The organism is Xanthomonas sp. NCPPB 2250, assembly GCF_056725265.1.
In genome coordinates, this window is record NZ_CM161520.1 from 2,588,741 (window position 1) to 2,611,744 (window position 23,004).

3 protein-coding genes (2 of these 3 only partly in view) are annotated in these 23,004 nt (G+C 69.3%); all 3 read right to left on the reverse strand.

Going from position 1 to position 23,004, the window contains the following annotated elements:
• Tightly spaced (each overlapping or abutting the next), the 3 genes in view from AC1PMG_RS10525 to AC1PMG_RS10535 form a layout consistent with a single transcriptional unit that may run on beyond the window.
• Nucleotides 1-1,397: the start of an SDR family NAD(P)-dependent oxidoreductase gene (locus tag AC1PMG_RS10525; protein WP_481111582.1), read on the reverse strand. The gene continues 15,199 nt to the left of window position 1, outside the view; the window shows 1,397 of its 16,596 coding nt (coding positions 1-1,397); the start codon lies at nucleotides 1,395-1,397; its stop codon lies beyond the left edge, outside the window.
• The gene (locus AC1PMG_RS10530) at nucleotides 1,394-6,637 is read right to left on the reverse strand and encodes an SDR family NAD(P)-dependent oxidoreductase (protein ID WP_481111583.1); all 5,244 of its coding nucleotides are present in this window, start codon (nucleotides 6,635-6,637) and stop codon (nucleotides 1,394-1,396) included. Before AC1PMG_RS10530 ends, AC1PMG_RS10525 begins: the two co-directional genes overlap by 4 nt.
• On the reverse strand, nucleotides 6,638-23,004 hold the 3' portion of the coding sequence (locus tag AC1PMG_RS10535; RefSeq protein ID WP_481111584.1) for an amino acid adenylation domain-containing protein. 12,172 nt of this gene lie beyond the right edge of the window; the window shows 16,367 of its 28,539 coding nt (coding positions 12,173-28,539); its start codon lies beyond the right edge, outside the window; its stop codon occupies nucleotides 6,638-6,640. It lies immediately after the preceding gene.

Here is a 23,004-nt window from a genome sequence, read left to right on the forward strand (position 1 = left end):
TGCAGGTCGAGGTGATAAGCGATGCGCGACGCGAGGATCGACGAGGCATTGCCCCACATGGCTTGCGCCGGCGCACTGGCATCGAACAACTGGGTGTAATCGCCCGGCTCGCAGCCGACGTACACGCCGCAGAGCTTCTCCTGGATATCGGTACCCGCGTAGCCGCCGTCCTCCAGCGCCCGCCAGCACTCCTGCATGAAGAGGCGTTGCTTCGGGTCCATGTAGCGGGCTTCGACGCCCGAGATGTTGAAGAACAACGCATCGAATTCGTCGATGCCGTCGAGAAAGCTGCCCTGGGCGGCCGGCGCGACGGAGGCATCGCCCCAGCGCGAGGACGTTTCCACCAGGTCGTCGCCGGCGGCCAGGTGCCGCCAGAGTGCGTCGAGGTCGTCCGAATGCGCGAACCGTCCCGACATGCCCACGATGGCGATCGGTCCCTTGCGTGCCACCACCGTCACGTCGCCGGACGACGGCATCGGGATCGATCGGATCGAGCTTTCGGAGTCCGGCGCGGCGGATGCGCCCGCTTCCGGGATACTTGCCAGGAGATGTCCGGTCAACTGGTTCACCGAGCTGTGGTCGAAGATGACCGTGGCTTCGAGGGTGAGCGACAAAGCGGCGTTGATCGCGTCGACGAACTCGACGCCGACGATTGAATCCAACCCGTAGTCGGCGAACGCGGCGCCGAGGTCGACCTCATCGGCATCGAGATGAAGCACCTTGCACAGGGCACCGAGTACCGCGCGCGCAATACGCACGCGGCGAACCTCGATGGTGTCGCCGCCAAGCGCGAACGCGGCGTCCGCGCCTGCGGCCATGCCGGACGACGGGACGGCGTCGCGACGTCGTCCATCGCGGCGTGGCGTGGTGAACACCACGCCGTCGCTTCGCGCCACTACGACGCCTTCGCCGACGGGGTTGCCGTCGTCGGCGGCGACGAACACGTCGCGGAAACCCTCGCCTGCGAGTCTCCGCGACCACCCGTCGCCCGCGTGATACCCATGCAGCACGAGCAGGCCGTTGCGCCGAAGCAACGCTTTCCACGGGCACGGCGCAGGCATGGCATCCGGCCCGGTATCCGGCTTGAGGTGGACGATGACGAGGTCGTAGGGATCCGTCGGCGTCGTGTCGGCGTGCCCGAAGGACGCGTAGGGCGCCCGGACCGTGGACGCCACCGCATCGGAGGCGTCGGTCAGGTGGTAGGCGGCGATATGGGGCGCATGAGGTTGCAGCCGTTCCAGAAGTGCGGCGGTCGCCTCGCCATCGCGGGCATGGGTCTCGAGTATCCGGACCGGTTCGTGGATCGCGCCTGGCGCTACGTCGTCTCGTTGTTCCACGTAGGCCACGACGATCTCGGCGATCGCCGCGTTCAGGTGCCCGGATACCGCAGACCTCATGTCGCGCTCCTTCGTGCCGCGTCGTCATTCTCCACGGGGACCGGACGGCCCACCCGCTCCCGCAGACGTGCCATGTCCGGCATGGCCGCGCCGGCCTGGACCGTGATCTCGCCCTGCGCGCTCACGCCCTCGACCAGCACCGGCTTCTCCGTCTTGACAATACCCATCTGGTCGAGCGGGCCGTCCATCAGATGTTGCAGCGCATCCATCGCCTCGGCGGCACCGATGAGTCCGATCCCCATCCTCGCCATAGGCGCGAAACCGTCGAGTTCGACGTTTTCCACCCTGTCCCAGAATCCCCAATTCATGGTTTTTAACACAGGTGCCGACGCGCCGGTTCGTTGCCGGAGCCAGTGCGCATAGGCGTCGGAGAACGTGCAGGCCGCCGCGTAGCCGGCGTGCAGCGGCGTGCGGATGAAAGCGATCATCGAGGAAAAGAACACGACCTCGCGGAGCGGCTCGCCGCCGAATACGTCCATCGCATGGATGGCGACGTCGACCTTGGCGCGAAGCGCCGCGCGTACATGCCCCTCCTCGGTGTCGGCCAGCGCACGCGGATCCAGCAGAAGGGTCGACAGCACCAGGCCGTCGATGCATTCATGGTCGTCTCGGATCCGCGCACGCGCGCGTTCGAGGGATGCCGGATCCGTCGCGTCGGCGCTGACGTAGGTGGGCGCGGGCCCCAGCGTCGCCAGGCGGTCGATGTCCGCCTGGATGCGCTCGTCGAGCGGGCGACGGCCGATCCAGAAGACCTTCGCCCGCTCGCGACGGATCATGTGTTCGGTCCACGCCTTGCCGATGTGCCCCGCTCCGCCGATCACGACGTAGACCTGCCCTTCCTCCCGCGCGGGCGCAATCTCGTGCCGGGAGCGGATGCGCACCAGGTGCCGTCTGAACCAGGCGCCGTCGCGCCACGCCCAGGGGTGGGCACGGGCATCGGCCGGAACGGAAGACCAATCGCGAGCCGCCCACGACGCGTCGTCCGCGCAATCCAGCAATCGCAGCGACCAATGGGGAAATTCCTTCGCCATCGACCCGGCGAGTCCGTGCACACCCGCATGCGCCGGTGCGATCGCGTCACCCTCATGCACGTGCAGTGCCTGGAACGTGACGATCGTCCAGGCCAGCGGACGCGTGCCGTGGTCGAGCGCAAGCAACGCCTTGAGGAGCCGAAAGACGTGGAGGACACCGTCCTCCTGCAGACCGATCAGTTCCCTGTCGGGCGCGGGCCGGGACGGCGGCGCGATCCAGATGACGTGGTCGAAGCCGTCCACGTCGGCGAGCTTGCGGGCGAGGCTGGCGATGTCGTCGCGCGCGTCGACGTCGGCGAAGCACGCCGACGGGTAATGGCCGCGTATGGCGTCACCCGTGACATCGTCGGCGCCGATGACCAATGGACGAAGGCTCGGACAGGTGAATGCGTTCGCCGGATCGTCGGCGAGGAGGCTGGACGCGATCGGCTCCCAGTGCGGCAGCACGTATTGCACGCCGACCGACATCGACGACGCCGGGGCGGTGGCGGGAACGGGTGCGGCCACCAGTTCGGCATCGTCCTGCGCCACGTCGTCGAGCCAGTAGCGCTGGCGGCTGAACGGATACGCGGGAAGTCGCATTCGCCGCGGTGTTCGCGCACCGGCTGGCTCCGTCCAGGCCACATCGTATCCCTGGCAGTAGAGGTCGCCCAGCGTCGCCAGCGACTCGCGATAGGCCGCCTTGTCGGATGCCTGAGACACCAGCGTGGCAGCTACGGTGGCTGCGTACGAGCGCAGCGAGGAACGCTCGACGAAATCGCCGGGTACCCGTCCCCTGGCCACCGCGTGCGAACGCGACCCCGACTGCGCGGCTTCGATGAGCGACAGCGCCTGCGTCGGGTCTTCCGCCACGATCGCGCAGCGATGGGCGAAATGCCGGCGGTGCCGCAGGAGGGTGTGGCTGAGCGCGTCGAGCCGTGCGGCGTTCCATGACGAATCGCGCAACATGGCGGCGAGATCGCCGAGGCGATGCGACAGTGCAGACTCCGTCGCCGCGGACACGGCCAGCAGGAAAGCCGGGGCACGGGCCGGCACGGCGTCGCCTTCCGCATCGCCCTCCTGGACCAGCATGTGCGCATTGGTGCCGCTCATCCCGAACGCGCTGACGGCGCCGAGTCTGCGCCGGTCCGCGCGCCTTGGCCAGGGCGTGTTTTCGCGATTGACCCGGAATGCGCTGCGCGACCAGTCGATGTAGTCGCTCGGCTCTTCGCAGTGCACGCTCGCCGGGATCGTTTCATGACGCATCGCCAGCACCAGGCTCACCAGGCTCACCAGGCCCGACGCCGCGAAGCTGTGACCGAGGTTGCTCTTGGTCGAGGTCAACGCGCAGTGGCCCGGCGGCGCGCGTCCGTCACTGAACACCTCGTCGAGTGCGGCGACCTCCACCGGATCGCCCAGTCGCGTGCCGGTGCCGTGCGTCACCACGTAGTCCACGTCCAACGGAGCGGCGCCCGCGCGGGCGAGGGTCTGGCGGATGAGCGCCGCCTGCGCGTTGCCGTTAGGCGCCGTGATGCCTTGCGTCTTGCCGTCGTAGTTGATGCCGCTCGCGACGATGATCGCGTGCACGACATCGTCCGTCGCGCGTGCATCCGATAGCCGCTTGAAAACGAGGGCAACCACTGCTTCGGCTGGGACCATGCCGTTGGCGCGACGATCGAACGCGAAACAGCGGCCATCCGTCGACAGCATGCCGGCGGCGCTCATGCCGATATATGGGTGAGGCGTCAGCACGATGTTCACGGCCGCCGCGATGGCGGCATCGCAGTCGCCGGCGCGCAGGCTCACGCATGCCTGGTGCGCGGCGACGAGGCCGGAAGAGCACGACGCGTTGATCGCCATTGCCGGCCCGCGTAGGTCGAGCGCGTAGGAAAGCCGCGACGCCAGGATGCCGTCGTGATTGCCGGTGAGGCTGCCTTTGGCGCCGGCGAGCAACTGGTAGTCGCCCTGCTCGACGCCGACGAACATGCCGATCCGGTCCCGCGCGAACTGGGCGTCGCCATAGCCGGCGTCTTCCAGCGCGTGCCACGCCTCCTGCAGCAACAGGCGCTGCCGAGGGTCCATCGCCGCAGCGTCGCGCGGCGATATCTCGAAGAACAGGGGGTCGAACTCGTCGATGCCCGGCATGGCCCCGAGCCATTTGCTCGCCATGGCCGGCAAGCCCTCGCGACGCCCTTCGCCGAAGTGCCCGCGCCAGTCGAAACGGTCGAGCGGGATCTCCGTGACCACGTCTCGGCCTTCCACGAGGATGCGCCAGAGTTCGTCGACGTTGCGCGCCTGGGGAAACCGCCCGCTCATGCCGACGATCGCGATGGGCTCTTCCATCGCTGCGCGTTCCGGCGGAACGGCCGTCGTCGGTGCCGGGGCGATCGGGATCGGGGCCGCCGGGGGCTCCATCGGCGGCGGCTGGTCGCGGTCGCCGTAAACCTCGCGCAGGTGCGCTTCGTAGTGCTTCAGCAGATAGACCGCCACGTGCTGGATGGTCGGCTGACTGAAGAAGATCGCGGGTGATAGATCGATGGCGTAATGGGTCGATATGCGACGGGCCAGCCGCGCCAGCGTCATCGAATCGAAGCCGAACTCCGTGAGGTTGCGATTCGGCGCGATCCGTTCGCGAGCCAGTTCGAGCAGCCCGGCGACGTGGCCGGTCAGTTCCCATGCCACGCATTGTTCGAGGGTGAATCCACGCAACGCGCCGTGTGCTGCCGGCGACGGACTGTCCCCGACGGATGCCGCGGCGCCCCGTCCGACCGCCGCCTCCGAGCGTGCACGCAGGCGCGCATTGTCGCCGTACAGTACCGTGGCGGCGCCCCGCGCCATTGCGAGGCGATCAAAGGTGGCCATGCCTGGCACGTCGCCGAGCGCGCGCATGCCCGCACCTTCCAGGTAGAGGCGTGTGCGTTGCGGATCGTCGTCGCTGCCCATCCCCTCGCCGTTCCAGAAGGGCCAGCCGATCGACGACAAACGCCGATCGGACACGCCCAGGTGCTCCGCGTACGCCATCTGGAAGCGATTGGCCACGGCATAGTCAAAGCTGCCGAAGTCGCCGAGCGTCGCCGCCGCCGAGGCGAAGCAGCACAGGAAAGCCTTTTCATCGCCATCGCGCAGGACCTCGTCGAGCACGAGCGTTCCCTGGACCTTCGGCCGCATCACCTCGCGCGCCTGTGCGGCCGACCGGTCGAAGAGCGTGCCGCGCGCCTCGATGCCGGCCGCATGGATGACGCCGTGCAGGCCGCCGAAGCGCGCGCGGATGTGTCGCACGCACTGCTCCACCTGTACCGTGTCGGCCACGTCCATGGACAGATAGTCCACACAGTGGCCCGTGCGTTGCAGTGCTGCCAGCCGTGCCGCGACATCGGCCGCATGGGGACGACGGCCGGCGAGCACGACGTGCTCCGCGCCCGCGCGCGACAGGTGCGCGGCGAAGCGCATCCCGAGCGCGCCGAGTCCGCCGGTGATGAGGAATGTGCGCCCACGAGCGTCGAATACGTCCTTCGAAGATGCATCGACCTCGGCCACGCTGGACACGTAGCGGACATCGCCGAAATGACAGGTGTTTCGCAGTTCGGACGCGAAGAGTGCGCCGATCATCGCGGGAAACGCGGTCTTCCAGGCCTGGTGGCCCTTCGCCCCCGCGTCCGAGACCATCACCGCGCAGGCCATGTCGGGCTGGATCACGCGCAGCGTGCGCTCGATGCCGATCCACGATTCAGCATGGCAACGACCGATCGCGTCGGCATACGTCGCGCACAGCAGCAACCGTGGGCAGCGAAGGCGCAATGCGTGCAGGGCGCGCAGCAAGTCGAGCGGTCCGTGCACGGCTTCGGCATCGACCGGCTCCAGCGGGTGCCCGAGATACACCAGCGCATCCACCTGGCCCGCCAGATCCGACCACGCTACCGTCAATCCGGCAGAGAGGTCGTCGATCGTGACGAAACGTACCTCGACGTGCGGTGACGCGTCGGCGAAGGCTGCCCGCGCACCGTCATGAAATCCTGCGGCGACGACGCAGACGATTCGCCACAGGTCCGCCGGCGTGGCTTCGATCGCCCGCGCGGGCACCCACACTTCCCGCAGGATAAGCAGATCGGGCGCGGCCCGCTGCGTCGGCATGCTGCCCTTGGAAACCTGCTTCAGGCGTTCGAGCGCCGCGTCCCTGGACAGTCGCCCCGCCTTGAGTTCACCCAGGATGTATTCGATGGAGTCGCTCACTCAGGTCACCTCGTCCTCGACCGCCCGGTCGTCCCGATCCGTGCCGGACACGTGCCGCACACGCGCCGCGGCGCTGTCGACGTCCAGCGTCCCGCGCATCACCGCGTCGACGATGTCATCCAGCGGCGCGGCGACGGTGGGCGTCTGCAACCAGTACGTCTCGCGGGCGAAGGGGTAAGTCGGCAGCGGGATACGGCGGCATGCGTCCACCACGAATAGTGCCGCGTAGTCGAGCCGGCGTCCCGCGACGTACAAGCTGGCGATCGTCGCCAGGTCATCGAGGTAATCCTTCGGCGTAGGCACATGTGCGGCTCGCGCGATGCATGCGGTGCCCCGCTCGAGGGACGTCTCGTCGGTGGCCGGGCTTTCGACGGTGCCCACGACGATGCCCTCCGTCGCGCCGTCGACCGCCCATGCCCGCAGTCTCGCGCCGAGTTCGTGCACGTTGGCCGCCACGAACGCGAGGCGGTGGCCGAAATGCTTGCGCCCCTTCATGAGGGTATAGGCGACATCGGCGAGTTCGACCTCGTGCGTTTCCAGGTGGACGGCCAGACGATGAGCCTGTTCCTTCAACTGCGCGGGCGTTCTCGCCGACAGCACCACCAGATGGGCCGGCCGCTCGACTGGCCGGACGTCCACGGGTGGCGCCTGCTCGATCACGCAATGCGCGTTGGTACCGCTGAAGCCGAACGAATTCACCGCCGCCGTGCGCGGCACGCCCGGTGGCGTCTCCCAGTCGCGCAGTTGCGTGTTCACGTAGAACGGCGTGCCGTGCAGTTCGATGTGTTCGTTCAATCGGTTGAAGTGCAGCGTGGGCGGCAGCTTGCGGTGCCGCATGGCGAGCAGCACCTTGATCACGCTGGCCACGGCCGCCGCCGTGAGCGCGTGGCCGATGTTGCTCTTCACCGAGCCCAGGGCGCAGTAAGGCGTTTCGCAGGGCTCCTTCGGATGTGCGGCCCGGAATGCGTGCACGAGCGCTTCCAACTCGATGGGGTCGCCCAGTTTCGTGCCGGTGCCGTGGGCCTCCACGAGGGTGATCGTGCGCGGGTCGATGCCGAAGCGCTCGTGCACCTCGCGCTCGAGCGCGATCTGTGATTTCACGCTTGGCGCGGTGATGCCGTTGGTCTTTCCGTCCTGGTTCACGCCCCATCCGCGAAGCACGCCGAGGATATTGTCGCGATCGCGCCGGGCGTCTTCCAACCGCTTGAGCAGGACCACACCGACGCCTTCGGCGGGAACGAAGCCATCGGCCGTCTGGTCGAACGCGGCGCAACGGCCCGAATGCGAGAGCATGCCCGCGTGCGACGTGGTGAGATGGATCGCCGGTCCGCAGAGGACGCAGACGCCACCGGCGAGCGCGAGGTCAGCCTGGCCGAGCAACAGGCTGTCGCAGGCGCTCGCGATGGCGACAAGCGACGATGAGCAGGCCGTGTCGATGGCCAGGCACGGGCCTTTCAGGTCGAGAAAATACGAGATGCGCGCGGCAAGGATCGACGAGCTGCCGCCGATCAGTCCCTGTGCCGATGCGGCGTCGCCACCCATGCCGTAATCGCCCGCGCCGCAGCCCGCGAACACGGCGGTACGGCTACCGGAAAGTGTCGAGGGATCCACCGCGGCATCCTCGATGCACTCCCAGCAGGCTTGCAGGAACACGCGCTGCTGCGGGTCCATGATCTTCGCCTCGGCCGGCGCGATGCCGAAGAACTGCGGATCGAATTGCGCCACGTCGTCGATGTAGCCCATCGCGCGGCAGTAGGTCGTGCCGACCTCTTCGCCGAAGGGCGCGAAGAAATCGTCGACCCGCCAGCGCTCCGCGGGGACATCCCCCACGCAGTCGCGCCCCGACGCGATGTTGTCCCAGAACGCCTCCGCAGTGGCCCCGCGAGGGAATCGGCCCGACATGCCGATGATCGCGATGCCTTGCCGCATCGAGTTCGCATGGCCCGCGCCCTCGGAACTGTCCGCGCTTGACGACGCGACGGCCGAGGCGTTCGGTGCGTCGAGCGTGCGCGACGAGGGCGCGGGCGGCACCGGGTCGGGGTCGGGGTCGCGATCGAGGGACGGCGGCGACGGCGGAAGGTCGATGGCGGTTTCCTCCATCGACACGCCGCGTTCGCACAGCGAATCGCGCAGGTAGGCGGTCAGCTCGGCGATCGTCGGGTAGTCGTAGAGACGGGTGGCGGGCAGAGCCAGGCCGAAGTGACGGTTGATCACGTGGGTCCATTCCACGCCGATGATCGAGTCCAGGCCGAGTTCGACGAACACGTCGTCGCGACCGATGTTCGCCTCTTCGATGAAAAGCGCCTTCGCCAGCGTCTCCGTCAGCACGGCGGCGATAGCATCGGGTGAAGGCAGATCGGTCGAGGGTGACGCCGGCGGCGGCGCGACGATTTTTACGGTCTTTTCCGCAGGTGCCGTGGCCGTGATCGCGGGCTCCGGCAAGGCCGCCTTCACCTTCGCCGCGCCACCCGCGATGCCGGACAGCGTCCGCAACGCCACGGCCGGTTTCCCGGAAGATGTCTTGCGCACGGGCGCGAACGTGTCCTTCGCATCGCGGCCGGCGTCGGCGGCAGGGGGAACGGCCGTCGCGGCGTGCATGCCGGTCGGGTCCTCGATGGTGCCGAACCAGTGCCGCTCTCGCGCGAAGGGATAGGTGGGCAACGGGCGGATGCACGGGGGGGTACCGTTGTGCAGTTCGCGCCAGTCGACGGCCAGGCCCTTGGCCCACAGCTCCAGGACCTTGGCGTACTTGCCGCGCGCGAGCCACTTGGCCACCGCCTCGCCCAGTTCCTCGTCGGCGGTGAAGATCGCCAGCGCGTCCTTGTGCGCCTTGACCTCGCCGCGGTGCAGCGCCTCGCCGTCCGCCGTGGATTCGGCCTCTCCGGCCAGGAAGCGTTCCAGCGTCGCGCGCAGCGCGGCCATCGAGGCGGCGGTGAAGCCCAGTCGGTGCTCCATCGCCTCGCGGCCGACCTGCAGGGTGTAGGCCACATCGGCCAGGTCCGCGTCCGTCCACCCCTCGCGCTCGCCCGCCGCCAGCAACTGCGCCGCCCGCTCGCGCAGCGCCTGGTCGGTGCGTGCCGACAGCACCACCACCGCCGGCCGCGACGGCGTCACCGTCACCGGGGCGACCTCCGCCGCCACGTATTCCTCCACGATCACGTGCGCGTTCGCGCCCCCGGCGCCGAACGAGGAGATTCCCGCCAGCCGCGGGAACGTCCGCTCCTGCCCGTCCACCGTCAGCCGCGGACGCGGCCACTCGGCCAGCGTGCGCTGCACCCGGAACGGCGTGGCTGCGAAGTCGATGTTCGGGTTCGTCGTCGCCGCATGCAGGCTCGCCACCCACTGTCCGTGGCGCATCTGCAACAGCACCTTGGTCAGCCCGGCGATCCCCGCCGCGCTCTCGCAGTGGCCGATGTTCGACTTGGCCGAACCGATCGCGCAGAACTGCCGGTCGTCCGTGGCGAAGGCCTGGGTCAGACCGGTGATCTCGATCGGGTCGCCCAGTTGCGTGCCGGTGCCGTGCGCCTCCACGTAGCTCACCGCCCGCGCCGGCACCCCGGCCCGGGCCAGCGCCGTGGCGATCAGGTCGCGCTGGGCCAGTGGGTTGGGCACCGTGTAGCCGTTGGTCTTGCCGTCGTGGTTGATCGCCGTGGCGCGGATCACCCCATGGATCACGTCGCCGTCGGCCTCGGCCCGCGCCAGCGGCTTGAGCAGCGCCACGCCCACGCCCTCGCCCGGGACGAACCCGTCGCCGTCGGCGCCGAAGCTGTGGCAGCGGCCGCTCGCCGAGAGCATGCGGCTGCTGCACATCATCGCGTAGTTGGCCGGATGCAGGTACAGGTTCACCCCACCGGCGAAGGCCATCTCGCAGTCATCGCGCAACAGGTGCTCGCAGGCCTCGTGGATCGCGGTCAGCGACGAGGAGCACATCGTGTCGACCGGCATGCTCGGACCCTGCAGGTCCAGCGCGTAGGACACCCGGTTGGCCAGCGAGCCGAACGAGGTCCATGGCGCCACCGTCTCGCCGCGCTGCCACAGCGCCGGACCGTACAGGTCGAAGCCGGTCTTGGTGATCCCGGCGAACACGCCGACCCGGCGCCCGTGGGCGCGGGCGAAGCGCTCGCGCGTGTAGCCGGCGTGTTCCATCGCCGCCCAGCAGGCCTGCAGGAAGATCCGCTCCTGCGGGTCGAGGTTCATCGCCTCGCGCGGGGAGATGTTGAAGAACCGCGCGTCGAACTCGGCGAAGCCGTCGAGGAAGCCGCCCCATTTGCTGTAGCTGCGGCCGGTGGCGATCGCCCGCTCCCTGTCCGGTTCGTGGAACCCTTCCAGCGACCAGCGCTCGGCGGGGATTTCGGTGATGCTGTCACGGCCGGCGGCCAGGTTGTCCCAGAACGCGTCCAGGTCCGCCGCCCCCGCGTAGCGTCCGCTCAGGCCGACGACGGCGATCGCCCGTTCGGCGGGCGCGGTACGCGGCGCGGATGGCGCCGACGCAACCGACGGCGCGGCGCTGGGACGTTCGGACCCGACGGCAGGAGCGACCGACGTCGCGTCGCCGGTCCAGCGTGCGCACGCCGCCGGGGCGCTTTCGACCAAGTGTGCGGCCACCCCTGCCAGCGTCGGGTATTCGTAGAACAGTGTCTTGGACACTTCGCCGAACACGTTCCCCAGGCGCGCATTCAACTGCATGATCATGATCGAATCGATGCCGTAACTCTCCAGCGGCTCGTTCACGTCGATCCGCGACGGGCTCAGCTTGGTCACCGTGGCCAACAGCGCCTGCATTCGCGCGAGCACACGCGGACCCAGCGCCGCCGACGGTATCGCCGGCGTGATCGGAGCCGCGGCCGGCGTCCCCGGTGCGGCCGCCGGGTGCGCGCTGCCGTGCAGCACCTGCACCTGCGCCTGCCCGCTCGCGTACGCCTGCGCGAACGCCGCCATCGCCGCCGCCGTCGGCATGGCCTCGATCCCCGACGCGCGCAGTTCCTCGCCACGCAACGCGTCCACGCGCATCCCGCCCTCCTCCCACAGCGGCCAGCCCACCGACAGCGTGTGCCCGTGCGCCTCGCCCCGCGCCACCGCCGCCGACCGCTCCTGCGCGTACGCGTCCATGAACGCATTGGCCAGCGCGTAATCGCCCTGCCCCACGTTGCCGTACGCCCCCGTCGCCGAGGAGAACAGCACGAAGCAATCCAGCGGCAGCTCGCGCGTGGCCCGGTCCAGCAACACCGTGCCGCGCACCTTCGGCGCCAGGACCGCCGCGTAGTCGGCCTGGCGCTTCTTCAGCAGGAACCCGTCGGCCAGTACGCCCGCCGCGTGCAGCACCCCGTCCAGCCGGCCGTGGCGCGCACGGATCCTGGCCACCAGTTGCCCTACGCTTGCCTCGTCGGTCACGTCGGCGCGCTCGTAGGCCACCTGCAGGCCCGCCGCGCGCAGCGACGACAGCGTCGCCTCCACCGCCGCCGACGGCGCCGAGCGCCCGCTCAGCACCACCGTCGCCCCCGCCGCCCGCGCACCGATCTCCCGGGCGAACAGCCGTCCCACGCCGCCGGCCCCGCCGGTGATCAGGTACACCCCGTCGGCCTTCCACGGACCATCGCCGGCGAACGCGCCGGCCAACGGCTGGTAGATCCGCGCCTGCGCCACCTCGCCGTCGAAGCGCAGCTCCGCCGCCTCGCCCCGCGTCGCCATCGCCAGGCACGCCGCCACGTGCGAAGCGTCGTCCAGCGAGGCCACGCCCAGCACTTGCCCGCGCAGGCGCGGCTGCTCCAGGCGCGCCGTCTTCAACAAGCCGCTCAACGCCTGGAACACCGGTGCCGCCGCCGGCACCACCACCTGCACGTGCAGCCCTGTGCCCGGCGTCGTGCGCAACCACGCCTGCACCCGCTCCAGCAGCCGCCAGCCCGCCTGCGCCACGCGCGCGTCGAGCGCGTCGTCGTCCGTCTCCAGCACCTCGATCCGCGCCGTCGGCAACCGCGCCGCCAGCGCCGTCGCCGACGTGCCCACCGGCCAGCCGGCCAGCAACACCCAGCGCTCGCCCTCGGCCTGCGCCGCCGACGTGTCCGACTCGAACGACACCCAGCGCGGCGTCAGCAGCAACGTGCGCGCCGACGTGCTGGCGTCCGTCGGTGGGGGGGCGATGGGCTGTAGCGGATCGACCGATCCGCCCACCCAGTGGCGCTCGGGTGCGAACGGATAGCCCGGCAGCGATAGCCGGGGCGGCGCGGCTTCGCTGCGCATGCCGGCCCAATCCACTACCAGCCCCTTCACCCAAAGGTCGAGCAGCTTGTCGTACTTGCCCTTGGCGATCCACGCATCGACCGCGCCGTGCAGGTCATCGTCGGCGGTGAAGGCTGCCAATGCCTCGCGATGGCGCCGGATCTCGCCCTGATGCAGGCCGTCGACATGGCGCTCGCCCGCGACGAATACGCGCAACGTGGCACGCAACGCGTTCACGCTTTCGAATGCGCACGCGATCCGATGTTCCATCGCCTCGCGGCCCACCTGCAGCGTGTACGTGAACGCCTCCACGTCCAGCGTCTCGTGGGCGTCCATCCAGGCGAGCACGCGACCGGCCTGCGCGCGCAGGCGTTCCCCGGTGCGCGCGGACAGCACGAACAGCGAGGATGCCCCGCGCGGCACCTGACCGTGCATCGCCGGGCGACGCGCATCGACGTATTCCTCGATCACCAGATGCGCGTTGGTGCCGCTGTAGCCGAACGAACTGACCGCCGCGCGCCGCGGCGCGCCGTCGACGCGCGCCCACGGTTCCCGCGCGGTACCCACCCGGAACGGCGACGTGGCGAAATCGAAATGCTCGTTAGGCGTCGCAAAGTGCAGGCTCGGCACCCGTTCCCCGTGACGCAGGCACAGCAATACCTTGTGTACCCCCGCCACCCCGGCCGCCGCCGAGGTGTGGCCGATGTTGCTCTTGACCGAGCCCAGCACGCACCGCTGCCGACCCACGCCGGCCGCTTCGTACACGCTGCGCAACGCTTCCAGTTCGATCGGGTCGCCCAGCTTGGTTCCCGTGCCGTGCATCTCCACGTAGCCGATCGTCGCCGGATCGATCCCGTGGCGCGCATACACCTCCCGCTGCAGTTCCGCCTGCCGCACCGCGCTCGGCGCGGTGATGCCGTTGGTCTTGCCGTCCTGGTTGATTCCCGAACCCAGGATCACCCCGTGGATCGGATCCCCCGCCGCTTCCGCGTCCGACAGCCGCTTGAGCACCAGCGCGCCTACGCCTTCGCCAGGCACGAAGCCGTTCGCCCCGTCGTCCATCGTCTTGCAGCGACCGTCGCTGGACAGCATGCCCGCCGCGCACATCCCCAGGTACGGGCCCGGCGTCAGGTACAGCGTCACCCCGCCGACCAGGGCCAGTTCAATCTCCTCGTTGCGCAGTGCCTGGCAGGCCAGGTGCGTCGCCACCAGCGACGACGAGCACGCCGTGTCGATCGAGATCGCCGGTCCCTTCAGGTCCAGCAGGTAGGAAATCCGCGACGCCGCAATGGCCGCGCTATTGCCCGTGCTGTCGCTGGGCTGACCGCTCTCGTGCAGCAACGTGGCGTAGTCGTTGCTCATGATGCCCAGGTACACGCCGCAGCGGCTGTCGCCCAGCGCACGCGGATTGCAGCCGGCATCCTCGAAGGCACGATAGGCTTCCTGCACGAACAGACGTTGCTGCGGATCCATCAGTTCCGCTTCGGCCGGCGAGATGCTGAAGAACAGCGAATCAAAGCAATCCACCTCGTCCAGCGCGCCCAGCCATTTGCAGTTGACCCGTCCCGGCCGCGGGGTGCCGGCCTCGTAGTAGCGGTTCACGTCCCACCGCCACGCCGGCACCTCGGTCACCGCGTCGTGGCCTTCGGCCAACCGCCGCCAGAACATCTCCAGGTCCGCCGCGCCCGGATAGCGGCCGGACATGCCCACGATCGCGATCGGCTCGCCGCCCGTGCGCGGCGTACGCGCCGGCGCCGGCGACGCGACGGCGGCGCGCTCGATGGGGGCTGCGGGAACCGGAGGCGCGACGTTCGTTTCCGCCGACGGAGTGGCCTGCGCGGGCGTTTCCGCGCGCCGGGCATTCAGTTCGCCGACGAGATAGCGGGACAACTGGTGCACGTCCGGGAAATCGTAGATGCGCGCCGCGGGTATCTGCAGCCCATAGCGCTGGTTGATCGTGCGCACCCATTCCACCCCGATGATCGAATCCAGTCCCATCTCGGCGAACGGGCGATGCGGGTCCACTTCGGCCACGTCCATGTACAAGGCATCGGCGAGCGTGCGGATGAGTTCACGCTCCATCCGCGCGGGATCCGCCCCGGGCCCGACAGCCGGTGTGGCCGGCGGTGGCGTGGGCGCATCCACCGGCATCGGCGGCCTGTCGACCGGCGGACGTGTCGCGACTGGCGACGTCACCAACGGTCGATCGGACGACAGGCGCGCCAGGACGATGCCAGCGGGCTTGTCCACGACGCTTGCCTGCGTCTCGCGCGCGAGCGCGGCGGGTGCCGCAAGCGTACGGCGAACCGGCGACTTCGGCTCCGCGGGCGCCGCTGCGACCCAATACATGTCTCGGGCGAAAGGATAGCCAGGCAACGCGATGCGTCGCGGCGTCGCCGCTCCGAACAACGCGGCCCACGGTAATGCGTAGCCCTGGCAGAACAGATCCGCCAGCGCGTAGAGCGCGTCGTCCACGCCACCCTGAGCGGACGATGCGCCACCGGCCAGACGGTCGATGAGCGCCTGCCCCTGTTCATGCAGCGCTTCTTGTCCGGCGAAATCGCGCGGCACGGTCGCGCGGAACACACGGTCGGGCCGCTCCCCTTTGGCGGCGCGTTCGAGCAGACCGATCGCATCGTCCGCGTCCTGTGCGACCACCACGCAGCGGTGGGCGAACGGTTGCCGACCGCACAGCAGCGTGTAGCCCAACGAACGCAACGCCGCCGCGCTCCACGTGCGTTCCCGCAGAGCCCTCGCCAGGGCCGCCAGCCGCTCGCGCAGGGCCTCCTCGCTTTTCGCCGACACCGCCAGCAGCCAGTAGGCCGGACCGCCCTCGTCCGCCAACGCCGGCGTCTCGTATTCGCGTACCAGCATGTGCGCGTTCGTGCCGCTCATCCCGAACGCGCTTACCGCCGCCACGCGCGGCGTCGCCGATACCCACTCCCGCCGTTCGCGATTGACCTCGAACGCGCTACGCGACCAGTCGATGTAATCGCTGCGCTCCTCGCAATACAGGCTCGGCGGGATCGTCCGCTGCGTCAGCGCCTGCACCGCGCACACCAGGTTCACCAGACCCGCCGCCGCGAACGCGTGGCCCACCGCGCCCTTCACCGAGGTGAGTGCGCAGAAGCCCGCCGCCTGCGCCGTCGCGCCGAACACCTCGTCCAGTGCATTGATCTCCACCGGGTCGCCCAGCCGCGTGCCCGTGCCGTGCGTCACCACGTAACCGATCTGGTGCGGATCGACCTTCGCCCGTGCCTGCACCTCGCCGATCAGTTCGGCCTGCGCCGCCCCATTCGGCGCCGTGATGCCGTTGGTCCGGCCGTCGTAGTTGATCCCACTGCCCACGATCACCGCTTGGATCGGGTCGCCGTCGGCCTGGGCCCGCGACAACCGCTTGAGTACCACGGCCACCACCGCCTCGCCCGGCACCAGGCCGTTCGCCCGCCGGTCGAACGCGCGGCAGCGGCCATCCTCCGACAGCATCCCCGCCTGGCTCATGCCCCACCACGCGTGCGGGGTCAGCATCAGGTTCACCGCCGCGGCGATCGCCGTGTCGCAGTCGCCCGCGCGCAGGCTCTGGCACGCCTGGTGCGCCGCCACGAGGCCCGACGAGCACGACGTGTTGATCGCCATCGCCGGCCCGCGCAGATTGAGGAAATACGACAGGCGCGAAGCGAGGATCGCATCGTGATTGCTCGTCAGCGTGCCTTGGCTTCCCGCGATCTGCTGGTATTCGCCCTGCTCCACACCGACGAACACGCCTGTTCTCGAATGCTCCCGCTGGCGATCGCCATAAGCCGCGTTCTCCAGCGCGTTCCATGCTTCCTGCATGAGCAGGCGCTGCCGCGGGTCCATGCCCAGCGCTTCGCGCGGCGAGATGTCGAAGAACGCAGCATCGAATTCGCCGATGCCCGGACAGGCTCCCATCCATCGTCCGGTCATGCGTCGACCCGCCGGCGCGTCCTCGCCGACATAAGCCGTCCAGTCGAAGCGATCGCGCGGAATCTCCGTCACGGCATCGCGTCCCTCGACGAGGGTTTCCCAGAAGGTGGCGATGTCGCGCGCCTGTGGAAAGCGGCCGCTCATGCCGATGATCGCGATGGGCTCCGGCACCGGCGGGGATATCGCTGCGTCGTCGCGCGTCTCGACGATCCGTGCCCGGCGCGGTGACTCGGAAGGCGTGGAGGCGCCGGGCGTCGTCGCGCGCGTGGCAGATACCGTGTTTTCGTAGGCGGCTCCGATCGCCGCGGCGTAGCTTGCGAGCAGGTGGTCGCCCACCTGGCCGAGCGTCGGATGGCTGAAGAATACCGCCGGGGTCAGGGCAATGGCGTAGCGTTCGGAGATCCGGCTCGCCCAGCGGGTCAGCAGGATCGAGTCGAAGCCGTAGTCGGCAAGGTTCTCGCTCGGCGAAACGTCGGCCACCGGAAGCTTGAGCAGTTCGCTCACCTGTTGCCGCAGGTCGCTGCGAAGGCGTTGTTCCAGGGTGAGGCCGCCCTGCGCGGGATTTACACGCGAAGGCGGCGCCGACACCGTGACCGGCGCGACCGGCGCGGCTGAGGCCTCGGCTTCTGCGGTCAGTCCGAGATAGCGCTCGATCCTGGGACGGTCGCCCACCATGACCAGGTAATGGCCCGAAGGCTGGCCGAGCGCGCGCTCGAACACGTCCAGCCCCGCTGCACTGTCCAGCGCGTGCTGGCCGGTGGCGCGGAGGTACAGCCTCGTGGCCTGTTCGTCCCCCACGCGCATGCCGCCGTCTGCCCAGGCCGGCCAGTCGATGGCGATGCGGCGGGTGGTTCCGTTGCCGCTGACATGGTCGGCGTATGCCATCTGGAATCGGTTGGCCACGGCGTAATCGCCCGCACCAAAATCCCCCAGTACCGCAGATGTCGAAGCGAAGTAGCAGATGAAGCGCGGCGACTGCGTCGCCAGCGCCGCGTCGAGCGCCAGGATACCGCTCACCTTCGGCGCCAGGACGCGGGCGAACGCGTCTGGCGACTTGTCCATCACCGACGTGCGATCGAGCGTACCCGCCGCGTGCACGACACCTTCGATGGGTCCGAAGCGCTCCACCGCCCGGGCAACGCAGGCACGCATCGCCGCTTCGTCGGTGACGTCGGCCGTGACATAGAGCCACTCGCCAGCACGCGTGTCCCAGCCGGACAGTTCGCGGCGCAGCGCGTCGTCGAGTACGCGGCGGCCGCTGACGATCACCTTCGCGCCGTATCGGGACATGAGGTGGCGGGCAACGAGTCCGCCGAGCCCACCGGTCCCCCCGGTGACCCAGTACACGCCGCCGTTGCGCAGTACGCCCGGTCGCGAGTCGAGGCGGGGTTCGCGCACTTGCGACACGAAGCGGTCGCCCTGCGCGTGCAGCACGCTGCGCGCGAACGGTGACGCGAGCTCGCCGACGATGCGGCGCACCCATTCGGCCGCCGCGTCGGCGCGCTCCGCCAGCCCTTCCTGAATGACCACGGAGGTCGCGAAGCCAGGTGCCAGGACGTGCAACGAACGCTCCAGCCCGATCCACGATTCGGCATGGGCGCGGGACAGCGCATCGTCGTAAGCCGAGCAGAGCAACAGGCGGCGGCAACGGACCCCGTCCGCCGCGGGAAGGTTGCGCACGGTGCACAACACGTCCGCCCAATCGGAGCCGGTCGCGGGCGCATGTAAGGTCGCGCCGAAGACCAGCGCATCGAGCGTGCCGTGCGCGGAGATAATCGACGCCATGGCGGACGCATAGTCCGTCATGGTGCCGCGCCTTGCCACGTGGGGGTGTCCTTCACCGCCATCGACCACCAGCCATACGGGGACGATTCCCGGTGCGATGTCGCGCAGCACGCGGGCGACGGGTTCCACCATCGTCTCGCCGACGACAAAGCACACCGTGCCTGAGGGCGCGGCATCCGTCGTTGCGATGGGCGAGCACTCCCATCGTTCCTGAAAGATCATCGGCTCGCTCGTCGCGTCCGTGTCGGGATGGCGCGTGTGTTCGTCGCGCCCCAGCCGGAGGCCTTCGAAGGCCACCATGACCTCGCCGTCGTCGTCGCACAGGTAGATGTCCAACGTGGTGGTGTCGTCGCCGGCCGCTTTCTCGACTATGGCGTGACCGGTGCGGACCGGGAGCGCATGGATCGTCACGCGGTCGGCGTGGTCGACGCGCAGCTCGGCTCGACCGGCCAGTCCCAGCCAGGACTGCGCGGCGTCGAGAAGTTGCACGAAGGCGTCGGTGTCGACGAGCGCCGACGGCTCGAACGCATCCGTCGCGACGTTCCAGGGCCTGAGTAACCTTTCGGTATCGGCGGAGCCGACGATATCGATCGGCGATGGGCGTCCAGACGAACGCGACGCCGAGCCGGTGACGTGCGTCCGACGCGGTTCCGTCGCGTCGTCGCCGAACACCTCGTAGCGCACCGGGCCGTCACTGGTGCCGGACAGCGCGACGTGCAGGCGCAGATCGACGTCGTCACGGGTCGCCGGTTCGTTCCAGTCGATGTCGTACAGCACGATGCCGCCGTCGTCGACCGTCCAGCCCGTGGCGAGTTCGACCGCGACGCGCGCCATGTCTAGCAAGGTCACGCCATGGCATTCGTGGCCGCGATCGACGAATCCAGCCTCCGTCCCCGTGAAGTCACTGCTGAAGCGCTGTTCGTCCAGTACCGAGGTATTGCGTTGCACCCGCGGGTGAAGGAACGGCACGCGTGGCGCATCGGCGGATGCCGCAGCCTTTGCCACCCAGTGGCGTTCGCGCGCGAAGGGATAGGTCGGCAGGGCGACGCGCGAAAGCTCGCGCGCATGGAGTCGCCGCCAGTCGATGGCGAGGCCCTTCACCCACAGGTCTAGCAACTTGTGGTGCTTGCCGCGACGGAGCCATTTGACGATGAGCTCGTGCGTGTCCTCGTCGGCGGCGAACGCGTCCAGCATGCCCTTGCCCTGTCGCGCCTCGCCGACGTGACAGTCGTCGATACGCGTGTCGCCGTCGACGACGCGTCGCAAGCGGTCCGCCAGGCGCGACAGCGAGGTCGCCTTGATCGCGAGGCGATGGCGCATCGCCTCGCGCCCCACTTGCAACGTGTATGCGATGGCCGCTGCCGCGCGCGCATCGAGGCGTTCGTCGTCGATCGCCGCCAGCAGGTCGGCCGCACGTTGCCGCAACTGATCAGCCGTCCGGGCCGACAGGACGAATATCTGGCCCAGCGCGGACGGTTCGGCGTCATCCGCTGCCGCGGAAGCTGCGCGGACGTATTCCTCGATCACCAGATGTGCATTGGTGCCGCTGTAGCCGAACGAACTGACCGCCGCGCGCCGCGGCGCGCCGTCGACGCGCGCCCACGGTTCCCGCGCGGTACCCACCCGGAACGGCGACGTGGCGAAATCGAAATGCTCGTTAGGCGTCGCAAAGTGCAGGCTCGGCACCCGTTCCCCGTGACGCAGGCACAGCAATACCTTGTGTACCCCCGCCACCCCGGCCGCCGCCGAGGTGTGGCCGATGTTGCTCTTGACCGAGCCCAGCACGCACCGCTGCCGACCCACGCCGGCCGCTTCGTATACGCTGCGCAACGCTTCCAGTTCGATCGGGTCGCCCAGCTTGGTTCCCGTGCCGTGCATCTCCACGTAGCCGATCGTCGCCGGATCGATCCCGTGGCGCGCATACACCTCCCGCTGCAGTTCCGCCTGCCGCACCGCGCTCGGCGCGGTGATGCCGTTGGTCTTGCCGTCCTGGTTGATTCCCGAACCCAGGATCACCCCGTGGATCGGATCCCCCGCCGCTTCCGCGTCCGACAGCCGCTTGAGCACCAGCGCGCCTACGCCTTCGCCAGGCACGAAGCCGTTCGCCCCGTCGTCCATCGTCTTGCAGCGACCGTCGCTGGACAGCATGCCCGCCGCGCACATCCCCAGGTACGGGCCCGGCGTCAGGTACAGCGTCACCCCGCCGACCAGGGCCAGTTCAATCTCCTCGTTGCGCAGTGCCTGGCAGGCCAGGTGCGTCGCCACCAGCGACGACGAGCACGCCGTGTCGATCGAGATCGCCGGTCCCTTCAGGTCCAGCAGGTAGGAAATCCGCGACGCCGCAATGGCCGCGCTATTGCCCGTGCTGTCGCTGGGCTGACCGCTCTCGTGCAGCAACGTGGCGTAGTCGTTGCTCATGATGCCCAGGTACACGCCGCAGCGGCTGTCGCCCAGCGCACGCGGATTGCAGCCGGCATCCTCGAAGGCACGATAGGCTTCCTGCACGAACAGACGTTGCTGCGGATCCATCAGTTCCGCTTCGGCCGGCGAGATGCTGAAGAACAGCGAATCAAAGCAATCCACCTCGTCCAGCGCGCCCAGCCATTTGCAGTTGACCCGTCCCGGCCGCGGGGTGCCGGCCTCGTAGTAGCGGTTCACGTCCCACCGCCACGCCGGCACCTCGGTCACCGCGTCGTGGCCTTCGGCCAACCGCCGCCAGAACATCTCCAGGTCCGCCGCGCCCGGATAGCGGCCGGACATGCCCACGATCGCGATCGGCTCGCCGCCCGTGCGCGGCGTACGCGCCGGCGCCGGCGACGCGACGGCGGCGCGCTCGATGGGGGCTGCGGGAACCGGAGGCGCGACGGGCGCGCGTGGCGCCTCGCGCGGATGCCGAGCGAGGAGGGTCGCCACGTATGCGGCCAGTCGGTCGAGGTCGGGATGGTCGTAGATCTTCGCCGTGGGCATCTGCAACCCGTAGCGCTGATTGATCGCGCGCACCCACTCCACGCCGATGATCGAATCCAGTCCCATCTCGGCGAACGGGCGATGCGGGTCCACCTCGGCCACGTCCATGTACAGCGCGTCCGCCAGGCTATGGGCCAGGTCGTCGCGCAACTTGTCGGGGTCCATGTGCGACGCGGGTGCGACCACGTCCGACGGCGCGGCCGTCACCGGCTCACTGCGCACGGCATGGGCGTCGGCGGCACGCGCCGGTACGCTCCTCGCGACGGGAGCCGATGAGGCCAACCGCTTGAGTGCGATGCCGACCGGCTTTTCGCGGGCGCGTGAAGCATCCGGATCGGTCGGCGTCGAATCGCCCGGGGTGGAAGGGTCCATGCGTTGTACCTTGGAGGTGTCTTGCGGTGAAGAGGGGCCTGCCCAATGGATGTCCCGCGCGAAGGGATAGGTGGGCAAGGCCAGGCGCCGTGGCGGCGACGTGCCGAAGAGCATCGACCAGGGCAGTGCGTATCCCTCGCAATACAGCCCCGCCAGCGCGCGCAGCGCTTCCGGGTCGGCGCGACCGAGCAGTGCGCGTCCTTCCCCGGCGACGGATTCCGTCTCTCGGAATCCACGGTCCACCGTGCCTTCGAAAACGCCCTCCGGGCGTTCGCCCGCGGCGGCGCGTTCGAGCAGGCGACCGGCTTGCGCGGCGTCGTGCGCGACCACCACGCAGCGATGGGCGAAATGAAGCCGGCCGCACAGCAGCGTGTAACCGAGCGAGCGAGCGTCGGATGCACTCCAGTCGCGTGCCCGCACGACCTGCGCGAGGTCGGCGAGGCGCCGCGAAAGCGCGGCCGTCGTCTTCGCCGACACCGCGAGCAGCCAGGGCGCGGAAAGTTCGTCCGCGGACGAGGCCACGGCTACGTCGTGGTCCTCCAGCAGCACGTGCGCGTTCGTGCCGCTCATGCCGAACGCACTCACGCCTACCCTTCGCCGACGCGATGCGTCGGCCGGCCATGGACGCGGCTGGCGATTGACGTAGAGCGCACTGTCGTCCCAGCGGATGTAGTCGCTGGGATCGTCGCAATGCAGGCTGGCCGGTATGCATTCGTGGCGAAGGGCTTCGACCGCACCGACCAGGCTGACCAAGCCGGATGCGGCGAAACTGTGGCCGAGATTGCTCTTTGTCGACGTCAGCGCGCAGTGCGGCGCATCGCCCGGCGCCATGTCGCCGAAAACCTCCTGCAATGCCGTTACTTCCACCGGGTCGCCCAGCCGCGTGGCGGTACCATGGGTGACGATGTAATCGACGTCGCGCGGCGTTACCCGCGCACGGCGGTGCACCTCGCGGATCAGCTCCGCCTGCGCCGCGCCATTGGGTGCCGTGATGCCGTTGGTCCGTCCGTCGTAGTTGGTACCGCTCGCGCGGATGACGGCATGGATGGGATCGCCCTCCGCCTGCGCGCGCGACAGCCGCT